The organism is Anaerococcus obesiensis (assembly GCF_016599815.1).
In the GTDB taxonomy this organism is placed as follows: domain Bacteria; phylum Bacillota; class Clostridia; order Tissierellales; family Peptoniphilaceae; genus Anaerococcus; species Anaerococcus vaginalis.
In genome coordinates this window covers 315,064-332,693 of record NZ_CP067016.1, presented here as the reverse complement: position 1 = coordinate 332,693, position 17,630 = coordinate 315,064, and the positions used below count along the sequence as shown (strand labels likewise).

Annotated in this window: 11 protein-coding genes; 10 read left to right on the top strand and 1 reads right to left on the bottom strand. The window is 31.1% G+C overall.

The features are described from left to right. Positions 1-23 precede the first annotated feature (23 nt). The 6 genes from I6H46_RS01665 to I6H46_RS01635 all read left to right on the top strand — a co-directional run bounded on the left by I6H46_RS01665 (position 24) and on the right by I6H46_RS01635 (position 12,033). Entirely contained in the window at positions 24-1,343 is a 1,320-nt protein-coding gene (locus I6H46_RS01665) for a YgeY family selenium metabolism-linked hydrolase (RefSeq protein WP_019118642.1), read from the top strand. A gap of 251 nt (positions 1,344-1,594) precedes the next feature. Next, complete coding sequence (gene hydA, locus I6H46_RS09630) at positions 1,595-4,453, top strand: dihydropyrimidinase (protein WP_234287386.1); 2,859 nt, start codon at positions 1,595-1,597, stop codon at positions 4,451-4,453. A gap of 130 nt (positions 4,454-4,583) precedes the next feature. Beyond that, positions 4,584-7,619, top strand: a complete 3,036-nt coding sequence (ygfK, locus tag I6H46_RS01650; RefSeq protein WP_019118640.1) for a putative selenate reductase subunit YgfK — start codon at positions 4,584-4,586, stop codon at positions 7,617-7,619. A gap of 9 nt (positions 7,620-7,628) precedes the next feature. Continuing rightward, entirely contained in the window at positions 7,629-8,951 is a 1,323-nt protein-coding gene (ssnA, locus tag I6H46_RS01645; protein WP_019118639.1) for a putative aminohydrolase SsnA, read from the top strand. A 206-nt stretch (positions 8,952-9,157) separates the two neighbouring features. Then, complete coding sequence (locus I6H46_RS01640) at positions 9,158-10,528, top strand: uracil-xanthine permease family protein (protein WP_200226030.1); 1,371 nt, start codon at positions 9,158-9,160, stop codon at positions 10,526-10,528. Between the two features lie 98 nt (positions 10,529-10,626). Beyond that, on the top strand, positions 10,627-12,033 hold the full coding sequence (locus I6H46_RS01635; RefSeq protein WP_019118637.1) for a uracil-xanthine permease family protein: 1,407 nt from the start codon (positions 10,627-10,629) through the stop codon (positions 12,031-12,033). An 89-nt stretch (positions 12,034-12,122) separates the two neighbouring features. Here I6H46_RS01635 and I6H46_RS01630 read toward each other — a convergent pair whose 3' ends face one another. Beyond that, on the bottom strand, positions 12,123-13,196 hold the full coding sequence (locus tag I6H46_RS01630) for an MFS transporter (protein WP_200226028.1): 1,074 nt from the start codon (positions 13,194-13,196) through the stop codon (positions 12,123-12,125). 627 nt (positions 13,197-13,823) lie between these two features. Here I6H46_RS01630 and xdhA point away from each other — a divergent pair. Genes xdhA through xdhC form a run of 4 tightly spaced genes read left to right on the top strand, consistent with a single transcriptional unit; the run spans position 13,824 to position 17,629 of the window. Next, on the top strand, positions 13,824-16,139 hold the full coding sequence (gene xdhA / locus I6H46_RS01625) for a xanthine dehydrogenase subunit XdhA (RefSeq protein WP_019118636.1): 2,316 nt from the start codon (positions 13,824-13,826) through the stop codon (positions 16,137-16,139). Between the two features lie 12 nt (positions 16,140-16,151). Next, positions 16,152-16,445: an FAD binding domain-containing protein gene (locus tag I6H46_RS09625; RefSeq protein ID WP_234287385.1), complete on the top strand. Its 294-nt coding sequence runs from the start codon at positions 16,152-16,154 to the stop codon at positions 16,443-16,445. Beyond that, a complete protein-coding gene (locus I6H46_RS01620; RefSeq protein WP_234287384.1) occupies positions 16,429-17,037 on the top strand; it encodes an FAD binding domain-containing protein in 609 nt (202 codons plus the stop codon). Before I6H46_RS09625 ends, I6H46_RS01620 begins: the two co-directional genes overlap by 17 nt. Continuing rightward, on the top strand, positions 17,030-17,629 hold the full coding sequence (gene xdhC / locus I6H46_RS01615; protein WP_019118634.1) for a xanthine dehydrogenase subunit XdhC: 600 nt from the start codon (positions 17,030-17,032) through the stop codon (positions 17,627-17,629). The genes I6H46_RS01620 and xdhC overlap by 8 nt, the downstream gene beginning before the upstream one ends. The last annotated feature ends 1 nt before the right edge of the window (position 17,630 follow it).

Sequence of the window (17,630 nt, the reverse complement as noted above, 5' to 3'; positions counted from 1 at the left end):
TTAAAATTTAAAAGGAGATTTAAATGACAGAAATTAATTATGATTTAGTAAAAGAAACTGCTCAAAATTATTCAGAAGATATGAATGCTTTCTTGAGAGATTTAATCTTAAAACATGGAGAATCTTGCGAAGAAGGCGATAAATCAAAAAGAATAAAAGAAGAAATGGAAAAACTAGGCTTTAATAAGGCTTGGATTGATGGTCAAGGAAATGTACTTGGCGAAATGGGTACAGGCGAAAAACAAATCGCATTTGATGGTCACATTGATACAGTAGGAATTGGAAATATTGATAACTGGGAATTTGATCCATACGAAGGATTTGAAGATGAAAATTTAATTGGTGGTCGTGGTGGCTCAGACCAATTAGGTGGAATCGTATCAGCAGTTTACGGAGCAAAAATCATGAAAGATTTAGGATTCTTAAATGATAAATATAGAGTTTTAGTTACAGGAACAGTTCAAGAAGAAGACTGTGATGGAAACTGCTGGTTATATATGATTGAAGAAGAAGGAATCAAACCAGAATTTGTAGTTTCAACAGAACCAACAGACGGTGGAATCTACAGAGGACAAAGAGGAAGAATGGAAATTCGTGTAGAAGTTAAAGGTGTTTCTTGCCACGGTTCAGCTCCAGAAAGAGGAGATAACGCAATTTATAAAATGGCAAAAATCCTTAACGAAATTGAACAATTAAACGAAAATCCAGCAGACGATTCAGTAGAAATAAAAGGTCTTGTAAAAATGCTTGACGAAAAATATAATCCTGAATACAAAGAAGCAAACTTCTTAGGACGTGGAACAGTTACAACAAGCCAAATTTTCTATACTTCTCCATCAAGATGTGCAGTTGCAGATTCTTGTGCAATTTCACTTGATAGAAGAATGACAGCTGGAGAAACATGGGAGTCTTGCATAAAAGAAATTGAAGATTTACCATCAGCTAAAAAATTCGGCGCAAAAGTTACAATGTATGATTACGAAAGACCATCATGGACTGGCGTAAGCAAAAAACAAGAATGCTATTTCCCAACATGGGTAATTCCAGAAGATCACGAAGTAACAAAAGCATTAGAAAGAGCATACAAAGGTCTTTATGGAGATAAAAGAATTGCACCAAATGTAGAAAAAGAAATTGAAAAGAGAAAAGATTTACCATTAACAGATAAATGGACATTCTCAACAAACGGTGTTGCTATAATGGGAAGACACAATATTCCAGTAATAGGATTTGGACCAGGAGCAGAAGATCAAGCTCACGCACCAAACGAAGTTACATTCAAACAAGATTTAGTAACTTGTGCAGCAACATACGCAGTTCTTCCACTTGAATATATAAAATAAATTAAAAATATCAAGAAAGGCTTAAGCCTTTCTTGATATAAATTTATATCGGTTAATAATAAGATAAAACTTTCAAGTTTATGAAAAGCGATTAACTTTTAAAAATCTTTTGCTAAATGATAAATATACATAAAATTAATAATATAATATTTATAAAAGGAACTGTAGTATTTTGAATTGCTTCGAATTTGCAAAGTGTTTATTAAGAAAACGTTTAATATTAAATTAGAAAGTTGTTATCTTATTCAAATTTGAAATTTGAAAAGGAGGTAAGTTTTGGAAAACAAAAAAATCAAGTTTTAAATGGCGACATATATGATTTAACCGAATTAGGGATAAAAGAGATAAATAATCATGAAAATGATTATAATGAAATAAGCTCACCTATAAAGTCTACAGACAGAAATTGGCACACTAAGGATATATCGAATTTATGGATTGGAATGATTGTTTCTATAGCCGTGTATCAAGTAGCAAGTGGCTTGTTGGTGTCAGGAATGTCTTGGGGACAGGCTTTACTAACTGTTGTATTAGGACATACCATAGTTATGGGAGTAGCTATAGTTTTGGGTCATTTTGGTACAAAATATGGTATGGCATATCCGATGCTTAGCAAAATTGTATTTGGTAAAAAAGGTACAATTTTTCCATCATTTATTAGGGCTATTCTTGGGGTATTTTGGTTTGGTGTTCAAGCATGGATCGGAGGTCAAGCTATATATACGATAATTGGCGCTATTTTTCCAAGTTGGTTAGAAATGGGATTTAAAGCTCACTTTATTTCATTTATAATTTTTTGGATTATGAACGTATATATTGCTGCTTCAGGTAGCAAGGCAGTTAAAATACTAGAAGGCGTGTCAGCACCTATATTAATTGTTCTAAGCCTAATAGTTATTATCTGGGGACTTTATACCGCTGACTGGAGCTTTAAAACATTATTTGGAGCAAAAATACTTCAAGCAAAACCAGGTATTAGCTTTTGGAAACTTTTTTGGCCGGCTCTTTCAGCTATGATAGCTTTTGACGGAGGAATTGCATTATCAATGCCAGACTTTACAAGGAATTGTGTAAACCAAAAAGCACAAAGTGTTGGGCAAATTATTTCAGCTCCTTTAATGACATTTTATATTTCTTTTGTAGGAATGTGTGGGACAGCTGGTGGATTACTAGCTTTTGGTAAAGAAATTTGGGAACCTGCCGTATTAGTAGGAAATTTTCCTAGTATATTTATAAGAATTATATTCTCTATTTTTATAATTTTGGCTGTTTTAACTACTAATGTTGCTGGAAATTTAATTCCACCAGTGAATATCGCAGCGACTTTAACTAAAAATAAAATACCATATAAAGTTGTTACTATATTAGTTGCTTTATTGGCTTTATTAGCAAGGCCTTGGGATAGTTTGTCAAGTGCTTATAATCTTATTTTCAATGTAACTCAGTTATTAGGTGCACTTATTGGTCCTATATCAGGTATATATTTGGTATCATATCTATTTGAATATAAGACTGAAATAGATATGGTTGATGTTTATAAGACGAATGAAGGTAAGTATTTTTATAGCAATGGGTGGAACATCCCTGTAATAGTATTATTCATTATAATGACAGCATTAATATTTGCTGGTAAATATATTGAATCAATAACATGGATATTCAATAATGCTTATGTATTTGGTGTAATAGCTACAGGTGCTTTGTACTATTTATATCTTAAAATTGTTAAGAAAAATAGGAGATGGAATATGTCTTTAATTATTAAAAATGCTAATTTATACGGTGAAAATATAGTAGATATTAAAATAAATGGAGAGAAGATAGAATCTATAGGGTGCAATCTTAATGATGACGAGTGTGAAATATATGATGCGAAAGAAAGACTAACTTTACCAGGAGGCGTAGATGTTCACACCCATATGTCTCTAGATTTAGGTAAATTTGTTGCTGTTGATGATTTTCACACAGGTACAAGAGCTGCTGCTTGTGGAGGAACTACAACAATAGTAGATCATATAGCTTTTGGATCTAAAGAAAGCTATTTTGATGAAATGATAAAAAAATATCATAAAATGGCAAAAGATTTAGCTATAATTGATTACTCTTTTCATGGAGCAATCCAAGATTCAAGAGATAAAACATTGGAATTAATGGAATCATATCATAAAAATGAAGGTATAGTTTCAACAAAAATATACACAACTTATGGTGGAAAACTTAATGATGATAAAATTTTAAAAATATTGAAAAAAGCTAAAGAAACTGGGACAGTAGTATGTGTTCATTGTGAAAATGATGGAGCAATTGCAGAATTAAGAGAAGAGGCAAAGTCAAAGAATGAGTTAGATCCTATTTATCACGCAAAAACTAGACCGGCTGAAACAGAAGCGGAAGCAATCAATAGACTAATTTATTTATCTGAAATAGCAGGATATCCTAAATTATATATAGTTCACACCTCAACGGAATTAGGTTTAAATGAAATAAAAAAGGCTAGAAAAAGAGGAGTTAAAAATTTATATTGTGAGACATGTACTCAATACTTGTTATTAGATGAGCAAAAATATATTGATGGCGGTAATTCTGAAGGAATAAAATATATTATGTCACCTCCTTTAAGAAAAAAATCTGATCAAAATGCTTTATGGCAAGGGATAATTGATGGTGAAGTTAATGTTGTAGCTACAGATCATTGTCCATTTTTTTATGAAACAGAGAAGTTACCTTATAAAGATAATTTTTATGATTGCCCAGGTGGAGCACCAGGTGTTGAAGAAAGATTAGAGCTGATACTATCAGAGGGGTTAAAAAGAGGAATAAGTCTTGATAGATTGATAGAGGTATTAATAGCTAATCCAGCTAAAATATTTGGATTATATCCTAAAAAGGGAAATATTAACCCAAATAGTGATGCTGATATAATAATATTAGAAAAAGAAAAATATGTTATTAAACAAGAAAATAGACATTCAAATGTAGACTATACTTCATATGAGGGGTTTGAGTCCGATTATAAAGTTAAGACAGTATTGTGCAGAGGAAAGTTTGTATTATCAGAAGGGAAATATTTAGGAGTTCCAGGATATGGAAAATTTATAAAAAGAAATTAGCTAAATAATTTTCAATAAAAATTTTGATAATATTAATATATGAGTTTTTAATTAAGTCTGTATTAAACAATAGAGCGATTTTAAGATTTAAACCTATTAAATTATCATATTATAATTAAGGAGTAAAAAAATGAGTGAATTTATGAGACCTATACCTTTTAAAGACCTAATGAATTGGGCTTTGGAAGAATATAAGAATGAAGGTTCTATTTTTGGAATTAAAAAAGAAAAATTCTACAAAAATGAATCGGGAAAAATGTTAAAAACTGTTTTTGGAGATGAGATTTCATCAGCAGTAGGCCCTGCAGCAGGTCCTCAATCTCAACTTGCCCAAAATATTCTAGCATCCTATCTTGCAGGAGCAAGATTTATTGAATTAAAAACAGTTCAAAAACTTGATGGAGTAGATATACAAAAAGCTGTTGCAAAACCATGTATAAATTCGGAAGATGAATGTTATAACTGTGAATGGTCAACAGAGCTTACAGTAAAAGAAGCTTACAATGAATATGTAAAAGCATATTTTGCAATTATTGCTTTGGCGAAAGAATTAAATATTTCTGATAAAAAAGATTTTGCTTACAATATGTCAGTAGGTTATGATCTTGAAGGAATAAAATCTGAAAAAATTGATACATATATTGAAAATTTAAGAAATGCTAAAGACACAGAAGTATTTAAAGAATGTAAATTATATCTTGAAGAAAATATCGATAAATTTTCAAAATTTGATAAAAAAGATTTAGAAAAAATCAGCACAAATATTTGTGATTCTATAACTCTTTCAACCCTTCACGGTTGTCCTGCAGAAGAAATTGAAAAAATTGCATCATATCTAATAGATGAAAAGAAAATATCTACATTTATAAAATGTAATCCAACAATGTTAGGTTACGAATATGCAAGAAAAACCCTTGATGATATGGGCTTTGATTATATTTCTTTTACAGATTTCCATTTCAAAGATGACCTTCAATACGAAGATGCAGTCGTTATGATTGAAAGATTATTAGAACTTGCAAAGAAAAATGATCTTGCCTTTGGTGTAAAGCTTACAAATACTTTCCCAGTTGATGTAAAAAGAAATGAACTTCCAGCAGAAGAAATGTATATGTCAGGAAGAGCTCTTCTTCCATTAACTATTTCTATGGCAGCTATGCTTTCAGAAAAATTTGATGGCAAACTTCCAATGTCATATTCTGGTGGAGCTGATGCTAGAAATATTAAAGAAATTTTTGAAGCTTTAGGTCAACCAATTACAGTTGCTACAACAATTCTTAAACCAGGTGGATATTTAAGATTTAACCAATTGGCAAAAGAAACTGAGGATTTATTAAGTGATAAACTTCACGATGTTGATGTAGAAAAAACTGTAAAACTTAGAGATAAAATCATAAACGAATGGGTTAATAATAAACTGTACAGAGAAAAAGTTGGATCAAGAAAAACAAATTCAACTCTTCCACTTACAGATTGCTATAAGGCTCCTTGTAAAGATGGTGGCTGTCCAATCCAACAACAAATTCCTGAATATTTGCAATTAGTTGCTGAATGTGAATACGATAAGGCGATTGAAGTTATTGCGATGGACAATACTGCACCAACAATTCTTGGAAAACTTTGTGCACATTATTGCCAAGATCATTGTACAAGAGTTGACTATGAAAAGAGCCTTCAAATAAGAGATATGAAACTTATAGCAGCTGATAAGGCTCAAGATAAGTTTGTAGAAAATATTAAAGAATCAGAAATAAAATCAGACAAAAAAGTTCTTGTTATAGGAGCAGGTCCTGGTGGAATTGCTGTAGCATCTTATCTAAGAAGAAATGGAATGGACGTTACAGTAAGAGAAAAATTGTCAAAACCTTACGGAATTGTAAGCCATGTTATTCCTAAATTTAGAATTTCTGATGAACAAATCGAAAGAGATTACCAAATTGCTGTAAAACAAGGCGTAAAATTTGTTTTTGATTCTGAAGTAACAGAATCTTACGAAGAATTGAAAAAAGATTATGATTATATAATTGCAGCAACAGGTGCTTGGGAGAAGGGAAGATCTCCAGTAAAAGAAGGAAGCGAAAATATCCTTGATGCTCTTGATTTCTTGTGGGATGTAAGAATGAATGGCAAGGCAAATGTTGGTAAAAAAGTTGCAGTTGTAGGTGCAGGAGATGTAGCTATGGATTGTACAAGAACTGCTGCAAGACTTGAAGGAGTTGAAAGCGTAGCCTTAGTTTATAGAAGAACAGAAGCTTACATGCCTGCAACTCAAGAAGAAGTAAATGATGTAAAAGAAGAAGGACACAAAATTTATGAATTAGTAGCTCCTTATTCTTATGACGGAAAAGTTTTAAAATGCGAAAAAATGGAACTTGGAGAATTTGATGAATCTGGAAGAAGATCAATCAATTCAACAGGAGAAAAACTTGATCTTGAATTTGATACAGTAATTGGTGCAACAGGTGCAAGAGTAGATACAAGCGCATTCAAAGAAAATAATGTTAATTTAGATGATTGGGGCAATGTAAAAACTACAGAAAATTACGAAACAAATATCGACAATGTTTATGTAATTGGAGATTGTAGAGCTGGAGCAAGCACTATTGTAAAAGCAATGGGAGAAGCAAAAGCAGTTTGTCTTGATATTTTAGCAAAAGAAAATCTAGAAAATGATTTTGAAAAATTTGAAGTTAAAGAACAAAACAAAATAATTTTTGAAAAAAGAGGAAGACTTCAAGAAAAAATCCAAGGCAAAAATGAAGGATACAGATGTTTAAAATGTAATCAAATTTGTGAAATGTGTACAGAAGTTTGTCCAAACAGAGCAAACGTAGCTATAAAAGTTGATGGATTTAATAATCTTCATCAAATAATCCACTTAGATGGAATGTGTAATGAATGTGGAAACTGTGGATTCTATTGCCCACATGCAGGACGTCCTTACAAAGATAAACTTACAGTATTTTGGACAAAAGAAGACTTTGATGATTCAACAAATACAGGTTTCTTAAAAGATGGTAATAAATATCTAGTTAGACTTGAAAATGGCAAAGTAATTGAAACAGAAAACTTAGATGATTTGTCAGAAAATATGCAAAAATTAATAAAAGCTATCGAAGAAAACTATGCTTTCTATATAAAGCCAAGTGAAATTTTAAATTCATAAGGAGATAAGATGATATTATCAAATTGCCTAATAATTACAAACGATGAAAATAATAATTTTTATGAAAACGGCGCAGTTTATATCAAGGACAAATTAATAGAAGATGTTGGAGAAAATCAGGATATTTTAAAAAAATATCCTGATGAAGAAGTAATTGATTTAAAAGGAAAACTTCTTATGCCAGGAATGATTTGTGCTCACTCACATATTTATTCAGCTTATGCAAGAGGAATGGCAGTTTCAAAACCAACAGATAATTTCTTTAATGTCTTAGAAAATTTGTGGTGGGCTCTTGATAGGGAACTTACAACAGAAGATGTAAGATTAAATGCCCTAACAACTTATATGGAATCAATAGCAAATGGAGTTACAACAGTAATTGACCACCATTCAGGACCAAATTCTGTAGAAAATTCTCTATTTACTCTTGGAGAAGCTGCAAAAGAAGTAGGAATTAGAACAAATCTTTGCTATGAATTATCAGATCGTGATGGAGCTGAAATTAGAGATAAAGAAATAAAAGAAAACGTAGATTGGATTAAATATTCTCAAAAAGAAAATGATGATATGCTAAGAGGATTATTTGGACTCCACGCATCATTTACTCTTTCAGATGAGTCATTAGAAAAAGCTCTTGATGCAATGGATGGAGTTTATAACGGCTTCCATGTTCACGTAGCAGAAGGAATCGAAGACCAATGGGATTGTCAAAGAAAATATGGCAAAAGAATTGTAGAAAGACTAAATGATTTTGGCATAATAAATGAAAATTCACTTGCTATTCACTGTGTTCATATAAACGGAAGAGAAATGGAGATATTAAAGAAAAATAATACTCCAGTAATTTTCAATCCAGAATCAAATATGAACAATGCAGTAGGAGTTCCTCCAGTAAATAGATTTTTTGAAAAAGGATTAAAAGTAGGAATAGGAACAGATGCCTATACAAACGATATGTTTGAATCAATGAAAGTTTCAAATATTATCCAAGCTCACAATACCCAAGATCCAACAAAAGGATTTGGAGAAACTTTGGAAATGCAATTTAAAAATAACCCTGACATAGTTTCACATTTCCTAAACAATGAAGTAGGAAGAATCAAAAAGGGAGCTTATGCAGATTTAATTACAATAAATTACGATCCATATACACCAATCAACAAAGACAATTGGGGTGGACATAGTTTATTTGGTTTAACAGGAAGGCTTGTAAACGATACAATTATAAATGGAAAATTTGTAATGAAAGATAAAATAATTACAACAGTCGACCAAGCAAAAATCCATGCAGATTCAAGACAAAGAGCTGCAAAAATTTGGAAAAATCTTTAAAATTTATTAAGCTAGTTTATTTTTTAAACTAGCTTAATAAATAAAATTCTTATTTAAATATTTTATGAACTTATTTTTAAAATATAAGAAAAATTTTTTTATCAATTTATTTGTTTAAATTATAAGTAAATGTATCATATTATTGGAGTTTAAAAAATTCTAATATAGGATATAGAAAAAAATTATATCAAAAAAAAGGAGATGAGATGGAAAAAAAAGAAAAAAACACAAACACGTCCTTGTTTGACATGGATGCAAATCCGAGTTTTAAAAGGAGTTTGCCAATAGCCCTTCAACATTTATTGGCAATGATAGTAGGTAATACACTTCCGGCAATCGTTCTTACAGGGCAGTTAGCAAATACAGAATTTGCAGTGTCAGCTCAAGATGCAGTTTATTTAATTCAAGCTGGAATGTTTGTAGCAGCAATCGCAACATTTTTGCAATTATATCCAGTTTTCAAAGTTGGAGCAAAACTTCCAGTAATTATGGGAGTAAGTTTTGCCTATATTCCAGTTTTGACATCAATAGGAATAAAATATGGAATAGGAGCAGTTTATGGTGCCCAGTTAGTTGGTGGTGTAGTTGCCTTTGTGGTAGGAATGAATATAAAAAGAATTTATAAATTTTTCCCACCAATGGTTTCAGGAACAGTAGTTTTAACAATAGGACTTTCACTTTATTCAGTTGCCTTAAATTATATGGCAGGAGGAAATGGAAATCCTAACCAAGGAGATTTGGTTTATTGGGGTGTAGCATTTTTAACTTTAGCAGTAACTCTTTGCTGTAATATGTTTGGAAAAGGAATTATAAAACTTGCAGCTATTTTAATAGGAATTGGCGTTGGCTATGTTGCATCAATATTTTTTGGAATAGTTAATTTTGATGGAGTAAAAGAAGCCGCTTGGGTAACTCTACCAAGAATTATGCCATTTAAATTAGAATTTCCAATTGATGCAGTAATTACAATGTCAGTAATGTTTGTTGTAAATTCAATTCAAGCTGTAGGAGATTTATCATCAACAACAGCTGGAGGACTTAATAGAGTTCCAACAGCAGATGAGCTTGAAGGAGGAATTAAAGCAAACGGTTTAGCTTCAGTGATTGGTTCATTGATTGGTGGAATGCCAACAGCAACTTACAGCCAAAACGTAGGAATAGTTTCATTAACAAAAGTTGTTGCAAGAAAAGTTTTTGCAATCACAGCAAGCCTTATTCTTGTTGCAGGATTTATTCCGAAATTTGGAGCTTTAATGCTTTCAGTTCCACAAGCGGTTATAGGTGGTGCAACAATTACAGTTTTTGCACAAATAACAATGAGTGGAATGAAATTAATAATGTCAGACGAAATGAGCTCAAGAAATGTAACAATAGTAGGACTAGGAATAGCCCTTGGTATGGGAATTGTTCAACTAGGCGATCAGGCTTTAGCACAATTTCCAGAATGGTTTAGAATGGTATTTACATCCTCACCTGTAGTTTTAGCAACTTTAGTAGTTTTCTTACTAAATATAATAATGCCAAAGAAAACTATAGAAGAAGAAGAAGCTGAAAGAAAGGCGATGGATGATAAATAAAATAATTTTGTTTTAAAAATAAAATTATTATAAGGGGAGTTTTAAAATAGCTCCCTTCCTTACGGAAAAAATAAAAATAAATAGAGAAGGAAAAATTTATGGAAAAAGATAAAAAATTTACAGGTCTTTTTAATTTTGAAGGAGACGTAACAACAAAAGAAGCGTTACCTTTAGCTTTTCAACACGTTGTAGCCATGATTGCAAGTTGTATTACACCACCAATAATGCTTGCAGGAGCAAGTGGTCTTTCACCAAAAGATACAATGATTTTAATTCAAATAGCTTTAATAGGATCAGCACTTACAACTTTATTGATGATTTATCCAATTAAAATTATAGGATCAAGACTTCCTATGATATTTGGGGTTTCATTTGCTTATGTACCTACAATGATTGGTCTTGCCAATCAATTTGGAGCCCGAGGCCCCGCAGAAGTCGTTGCAATAGTTTTGGGAGCCCAAATTGTTGGAGGAATTTGTTCAATACTTTTTGGACTAGGATTAAAATACATAATGCCACTTGTCCCACCACTTGTTTCAGGAACAGTAGTTTTAGTAATAGGACTTTCACTTTATCCTGTAGCAATGAATTATATGGGTGGAGCAGGAAGCGTAGAAGTTGCAGGCTGGGGAGCTTGGCAAAATTGGTTAGTCGGAGGAATAACTTTAATATTAGGACTTGGATTTACACATTTTGGAAAAGGAATGTTTAAACTTGCAAATGTATTATTTGCTATGATTATTGGATTCATAATATCAATGTTTTTTGGAATGGTAGATTTTTCTCCAGTAAAAGAAGCTGGTTGGATTTCAGTAGTAGAACCATTTCACTTTGGAATTTCTTTTGAGCCATCAGCAATAATTTCAATTACAATTATTTTTATAGTAACGGCAATAGAAGGAATCGGTGATATGACCTCTACAACAGTAGGTGGTATGGATAGGATTCCTACACCAAAAGAATTAAGAGGTGGAATTGTTGGATATGGTGCTGCAAACTTAGTTGGAGCGATTTTTGGATGTCTTCCAACGGCAACATTTTCACAAAATGCTGGAGTTGTTTCAATAAATAAGGTAGTAAATAAAAAAGTATTTACCCTGGCATCTTTGATAATTTTAGTATCAGGACTTGTTCCAAAATTATCATCAATTCTTACAACAATTCCTTATCCAGTTTTGGGAGGAGCAACACTTTCAATTTTTGCTGCTATAACAATGAACGGAATTAGAATGATCACAAGCCAACCTCTAAGTGCAAGAAATACTTCAATAGTTGGAGTTTCTGTAGCTTTAGGTGTAGGATTTACTACAGTTGCAGCAAGCGCACAAAATGCTGGAGTTGTATTTATGCCAGAAGAATTAGCAGTAGCAATCGGATCATCACCAGTTGTACTTGCAGCAATTTCTGCAGTATTAATGAATTTAATTATTCCAGAAAAAGAAGAAGACAAGGCGAAAGAAGATTCACTTGCAAATCTTGAAATTAAAGAATTAGAAGAAGAGTAAAAATAAAAGCTTAAAATTTACAATAAAATAAAAGAAAAGTCTATAATATTGTGTAAAATATTTTACGCAATATTATAGACTTTTTTAAATTACTCCAATTTATCATTTTTTAAATTAATTTTAAATAAAGAAGGAATACCAATTGTAAATAATAATAAAAAGATTCCAGCTCCTACAAAAACAGCGTATACTGATATTATTTCAAATAAGTATCCAAATAATAACATACTTAGTGGCAAAGACACTTGAGTTAATGTGTTTAATATACTAAAAACCCTTCCTTGAAATTCTTGAGGGATATTTAGTATAGACCAGCTAGATAGAAGTATATTACATATAGTAATTGAAATACCAATTATTAAGAAATATCCTGCCAATATAATAGACCAACTGTTTTTAGTTAATTCTAATGTTAATAACAAACCTAACACAAAAGTTACTAAAGATATTAAGCTTATAGAATTTCTAGCAATATTTAAAGTTTTTTGGGATTTAATTTTTGATGAAATTAATGAACCTATTAATAAACCTATAGCCAAAATACTATCATTTAAAGCATAATTTTTGCTTGATAAATTTAAAATTTTTATTTCGACAAATGGCAAACCTATATTAACGATACCAAGAATAAAGTTTACCACTAAAACAAAAGCTAAACCAAATACAATTTTTTTGTATTTAAATATAAAATCAATACCATCTTTAAACAAAATTAGTAAGCTTTGACTTTCATTAACTTCTTTCTTTGTATTTTTATTAAAATCAACTTTCCAATAGATTACTAATACCAATAATTCCATAAACATTTCCATGAGTAAAATTCCAATTAATGCAAATTTATCAATAATAAATACTGCTATAATGGGAGATAAAACCATACTTACTGCTTGAATTATTTGTAAATGAGCTCTAAACGATTGAATATCATCTTTATCAACTATATTAATAGTAGAAGAATTTAAGCTTGTAGATAGGATTTGATCGGAAAGTTTTAAAATTATTAACAGACCTATAATATGTATATATTCTATCTCTATTTTTCTACTTGTTATAATAAATAAAAACAGAGAGATAGCACTAAGAAATTGAGAAAATCTAATAATTCTATTTTTATTGTATTTATCAATGGCACTTCCTAAAATAGGCAATAAAAAAATCGCCACTAAAGGTCCTATAATTTGGGAAAGGCTATAAAAAATATAGAACAATTTAATTTTTTAAAATATAAAGCCCAAGCACAAAAGAAAGTATGCTACTTCCTAGTTGACCGATAGAGTTTCCTAAAAGAAGTAGCAACTTTGAAAAATTTTTATTTTTTGATTCAAGATATAATAACCTCTCTTTTTAAGTTTGCATTAATTAATTTGTTTTTGTATAAGAAATTCTATGTCATAATAATGACGAAATTAATTTTTATCAAACTAAATTATCTAATAATTTCTCATAGCAATATAAATTAAACATACCTTAGTATGAATATTATATCAAAGATAATTATAATTATTTTTAAGAGCATAAAAGAAAAATTTGCTAATGACGGCTTATTTAAGATTATAAAAACAGATTTATATAAATGGAAAGTTCATTAAAAAATTTAAAAATTCTAAATTTTATTAATTCTAAAATATTGTTTGAAAAAATTTTAAAAATTATTTTTGATTTGACTAAAAATTTGCGTAAAAACCTTGAAAACGATTAGTAATTTGTGGTAATATATTATATACAATATGCAATTAAAAGGGAAATTGTAGAGAGATTTAAAATGCTTTAAAACATTTTAGGAGGTTAAAATGTACGTAGGAAAAAGTGTTAAAAGAGTTGACGCATACGATAAGGTAACAGGACGTGCAAAATATACAGAAGATTTAATAATAAATGGTGCTTATGTAGCGAAAATTTTACACTCAACAATTGGTCATGGAAAGGTTATCTCAGTTGATACAAAAAAAGCGGAAGAAGTTGAGGGAGTAGTTAAAATTATTACTTGTTTTGATGTTCCAAAACATTCATTCCCAACAGCAGGTCACCCTTGGTCAACTGATAAAAATCACCAAGACGTTGCTGATAGAAGATTATTAAATGAACACGTTAGATATTATGGTGACGATGTAGCTGTAGTTATTGCAGAAGATGAAGTTTCAGCAAGTCAGGCTTTAAAATTAATTGAAGTTGAATACGAAGAATATGATGTGGTTTTAGATCCTATTGAATCAATGAATAATGGATTAAGACCAATTCATGATGAATTTCCTGATAATATTTTGGGACATACCAAAAATTACAGGGGAAATTATGACGAAGCGATAAAAGAAGAAGGACTTATTAAAGTTGAAGGTTGGTACGAAACTCCAATCGTTCAACATTCCCACATAGAAAATGGAATTGCTTGTGCTTATGAAGAACAAGGAAAAATTGTAGTAATTGCTTCAACTCAAATTCCTCACATTGTAAGACGTGTTTGCGGTCAAGCTTTGGGAATTGGCTGGGGAAAAATTAGACTTGTAAAACCATATATAGGCGGAGGTTTTGGTAACAAGCAAGATGCTTTGTACGAGCCATTAGCAGCCTATCTTACAACTCAAGTTGGAGGTCATCCTGTAAAACTTGATACATCAAGAGAAGAAACTTTTGTTTCAACAAGAACCAGACACTCACAAAAACTTCATATAATTTCTTATGTAAGAGCTGATGGAACTTTTGCTGCTAGAAAATTAGAGTTATTTTCTAACAATGGTGCTTATGCATCTCACGGTCACTCTATAGCTGCCAAGGGAACAAATTGCTTCCACCAATTATATCCTTGTGATAACACACAAGCTGATGGATACACAGTTTATACAAACCTACCAACAGCAGGAGCTATGAGAGGATATGGAATTCCACAAACTATGTTTGCTTTTGAATCTCACCTTGATGATGTTGCTAAAGCTTTAGATATGGATCCATTAGAATTAAGAATGCAAAATATTATGCAAAAAGGCTTTATCGATGGATTTTCAAGAAATGAAAACTACTACGATTCTTTCAGAGAAGCAATTTCTGTTGGAAGAAAAGCAATTGATTATGATAAAAAGATAGAAGAATATAAAAATCAAACTGGAAATATAAGAAGAGGAATTGGTCTTGCTGCATTTTGGTATAACACAGCAGTTTATCCAATTTCACTAGAATCATCTTCTTGTAGGATGGTTTTAAACCAAGATGGTTCAGTTCAATTGCAACTTGGAGAAACTGAAATCGGCCAAGGTGGAGATACAGCATTTTCACAAATGGCAGCGGATGCTGTTGGTGTAAAAATGGAAGATGTTCATATAGTTTCAACTCAAGATACAGATGTAACTCCATTTGGTTTGGGAGCTTATGCTTCAAGACAAACTTTTGTTTCAAGTTTTTCTATCACAAATACTGCTAGAGTATTTAAAGAAAAAATATTAGATAGGGCAAGTAAAATTTTGGAATATACTCCACACAATCTTGATCTTGTTGATAGTATGATAATAAATAAAATAACTAACAAGCCATTATTGTCTTTAGGAGAACTTGCTACAGAAGCCTTGTATAATACTCGTGATAGTGAACATATTTCTGCTGAAGAAACTTATACAATAAGAAATAATGCTTTCTCATTTGGTTGTTCATTTGCAGAAGTTGAAGTTGATATTTCACTTGGAAAAGTTAAACTTCTAAGACTTATAAATGTTCACGATTGTGGTAGACTTATAAATCCTAGACTTGCTGAAGCTCAAGCTCACGGTGGAATGAGTATGGCAGTAGGATATGCTTTATCAGAAGAATTAAAATATAATGATAAGGGAAAAATTTTAAATGATAACCTTCTTGATTATAAATTATCTACAACCATGGATCACCCACACTTTGAAGCATATTTTATAGAAAACCCATCACCAGTTTCACCATATAATACAAAATCACTTGGTGAACCACCAACTTGTTCTCCAGCTCCAGCAATAAGAAATGCAATTTTAAATGCAACTGGAGTAGGAGTAAATAAATGTCCAATGACACCACACGTTTTGTTCCCACTTTTCAAAGAAGCTGGACTAATAGAAAATGATTATGAAAAAGACATGGAATATGATGCTTAAAGGAGAAAAAATATGTATGATGTAAAAAGAATTTATGAAGCCTATACAATTGACGAGGCTATAAAATTAAAAAAAGAACATCCTGAAGCAAGATATATAGCTGGTGGTTCTGATGTTTTGGTCAAAATCAGAGAAGGAAAAATGGCAGGACTTGAGCTTATTTCACTTTATCTTATAGATGAGCTTAGGGGAGTTAAGATGGAAGAAGATGGAACAATTAGAGTAGGATCTTTAACCAGCTTTACCCATATTACAAATGATCCAATAATTCAAAACACACTTAAAAACTTTGGGAGAAGCAGTTGATACTGCAGGTGGACCTCAACTTAGAAATATTGCTACAATCGGTGGAAATATTTGTAACGCTGCTCCATCAGCAGATTCTTGTACAACAGTTATGGCATATGATGCTATAATTGAATTAAAAGGCGAAAATGGTTTTAGAGATGTTCCTGTAAAAGATTTTTATATAAAATATGCAACAGTTGATATAAGAGAAACTGAAATTGTTACAGCAATAAAGTTTAAGAAAGAATCCTATGAAAATCATTACGGACATTATTTTAAATATGCAATGAGAAATGCTATGGATATAGCAACTTCAGCTGCATCAGCAAATGTAAAATTTGATGAAAATAATAAAGTAGAAGAAGTAAGAATATCTTATGGAGTTGCAGCAGCTATTCCGGTTAGAGCCAATGAAGCTGAAAAATCTTTAGTAGGAAGAAAATTAACAGATAATAATATAAATGTTTTTGCAAAAAAAGCCCTTGATGAACTATCACCAAGAGATTCTTGGAGAGCATCAAAAGCCCTAAGAACACAAATACTTTATGAAATAACAACAAGATGTTTAAAAGAAATTAGAAAAGAACACGAGGAGGGATTAAATGCATAGCAGAGAATATGGACCATATGGCCCAAAGCCAGAAGAAAAACTACATTACGAACCTCAATATAAGGTTATAAAATGTAGGATAAATGGAATAAGGGTTACAAAAATGGTTGATGTGAGAGCGTCACTTACAGATTTTTTAAGAAATGAATTTGCCCTAACAAGTGTAAAAAAAGGATGCGAAGTTGGAGAATGTGGAGCTTGTGCAGTTATAATTGATGGTGAAACTTTCAATTCATGTATCTATCTTGCAATTTGGGCAGAAGGAAAAGATATTTGGACAACTGAAGGACTAACTGCATCAGACGGATCACTATCAATTATCCAACAAGCTTTTGTAGATGAGGCAGCAGTTCAATGTGGTTTTTGTACACCAGGTTTTATAGTTTCAGCAACAGAAATAATTGCAAGAGGAAAATATTATACAATTGATGAGCTTAGAAAAGAATTAGCAAATCATATGTGTAGGTGTACAGGCTATGAAAATATCTTGCTTGCAGTTCAAAAAGCAAATAATATTGAAAATGGTTTTGAACAACTAGAAGAACATGTAGTAAATCAAATCAAAGAAGAAGATAAAAAAGATTATATGTAAA

Coding starts and splice junctions, on each gene's coding strand:
- I6H46_RS01665 (WP_019118642.1), top strand. CDS start 24: ATGACAGAAATTAATTATGATTTAGTAAAAGAAACTGCTCAAAATTAT.
- ygfK (WP_019118640.1), top strand. CDS start 4,584: ATGAGTGAATTTATGAGACCTATACCTTTTAAAGACCTAATGAATTGG.
- ssnA (WP_019118639.1), top strand. CDS start 7,629: ATGATATTATCAAATTGCCTAATAATTACAAACGATGAAAATAATAAT.
- I6H46_RS01640 (WP_200226030.1), top strand. CDS start 9,158: ATGGAAAAAAAAGAAAAAAACACAAACACGTCCTTGTTTGACATGGAT.
- I6H46_RS01635 (WP_019118637.1), top strand. CDS start 10,627: ATGGAAAAAGATAAAAAATTTACAGGTCTTTTTAATTTTGAAGGAGAC.
- xdhA (WP_019118636.1), top strand. CDS start 13,824: ATGTACGTAGGAAAAAGTGTTAAAAGAGTTGACGCATACGATAAGGTA.
- I6H46_RS09625 (WP_234287385.1), top strand. CDS start 16,152: ATGTATGATGTAAAAAGAATTTATGAAGCCTATACAATTGACGAGGCT.
- xdhC (WP_019118634.1), top strand. CDS start 17,030: ATGCATAGCAGAGAATATGGACCATATGGCCCAAAGCCAGAAGAAAAA.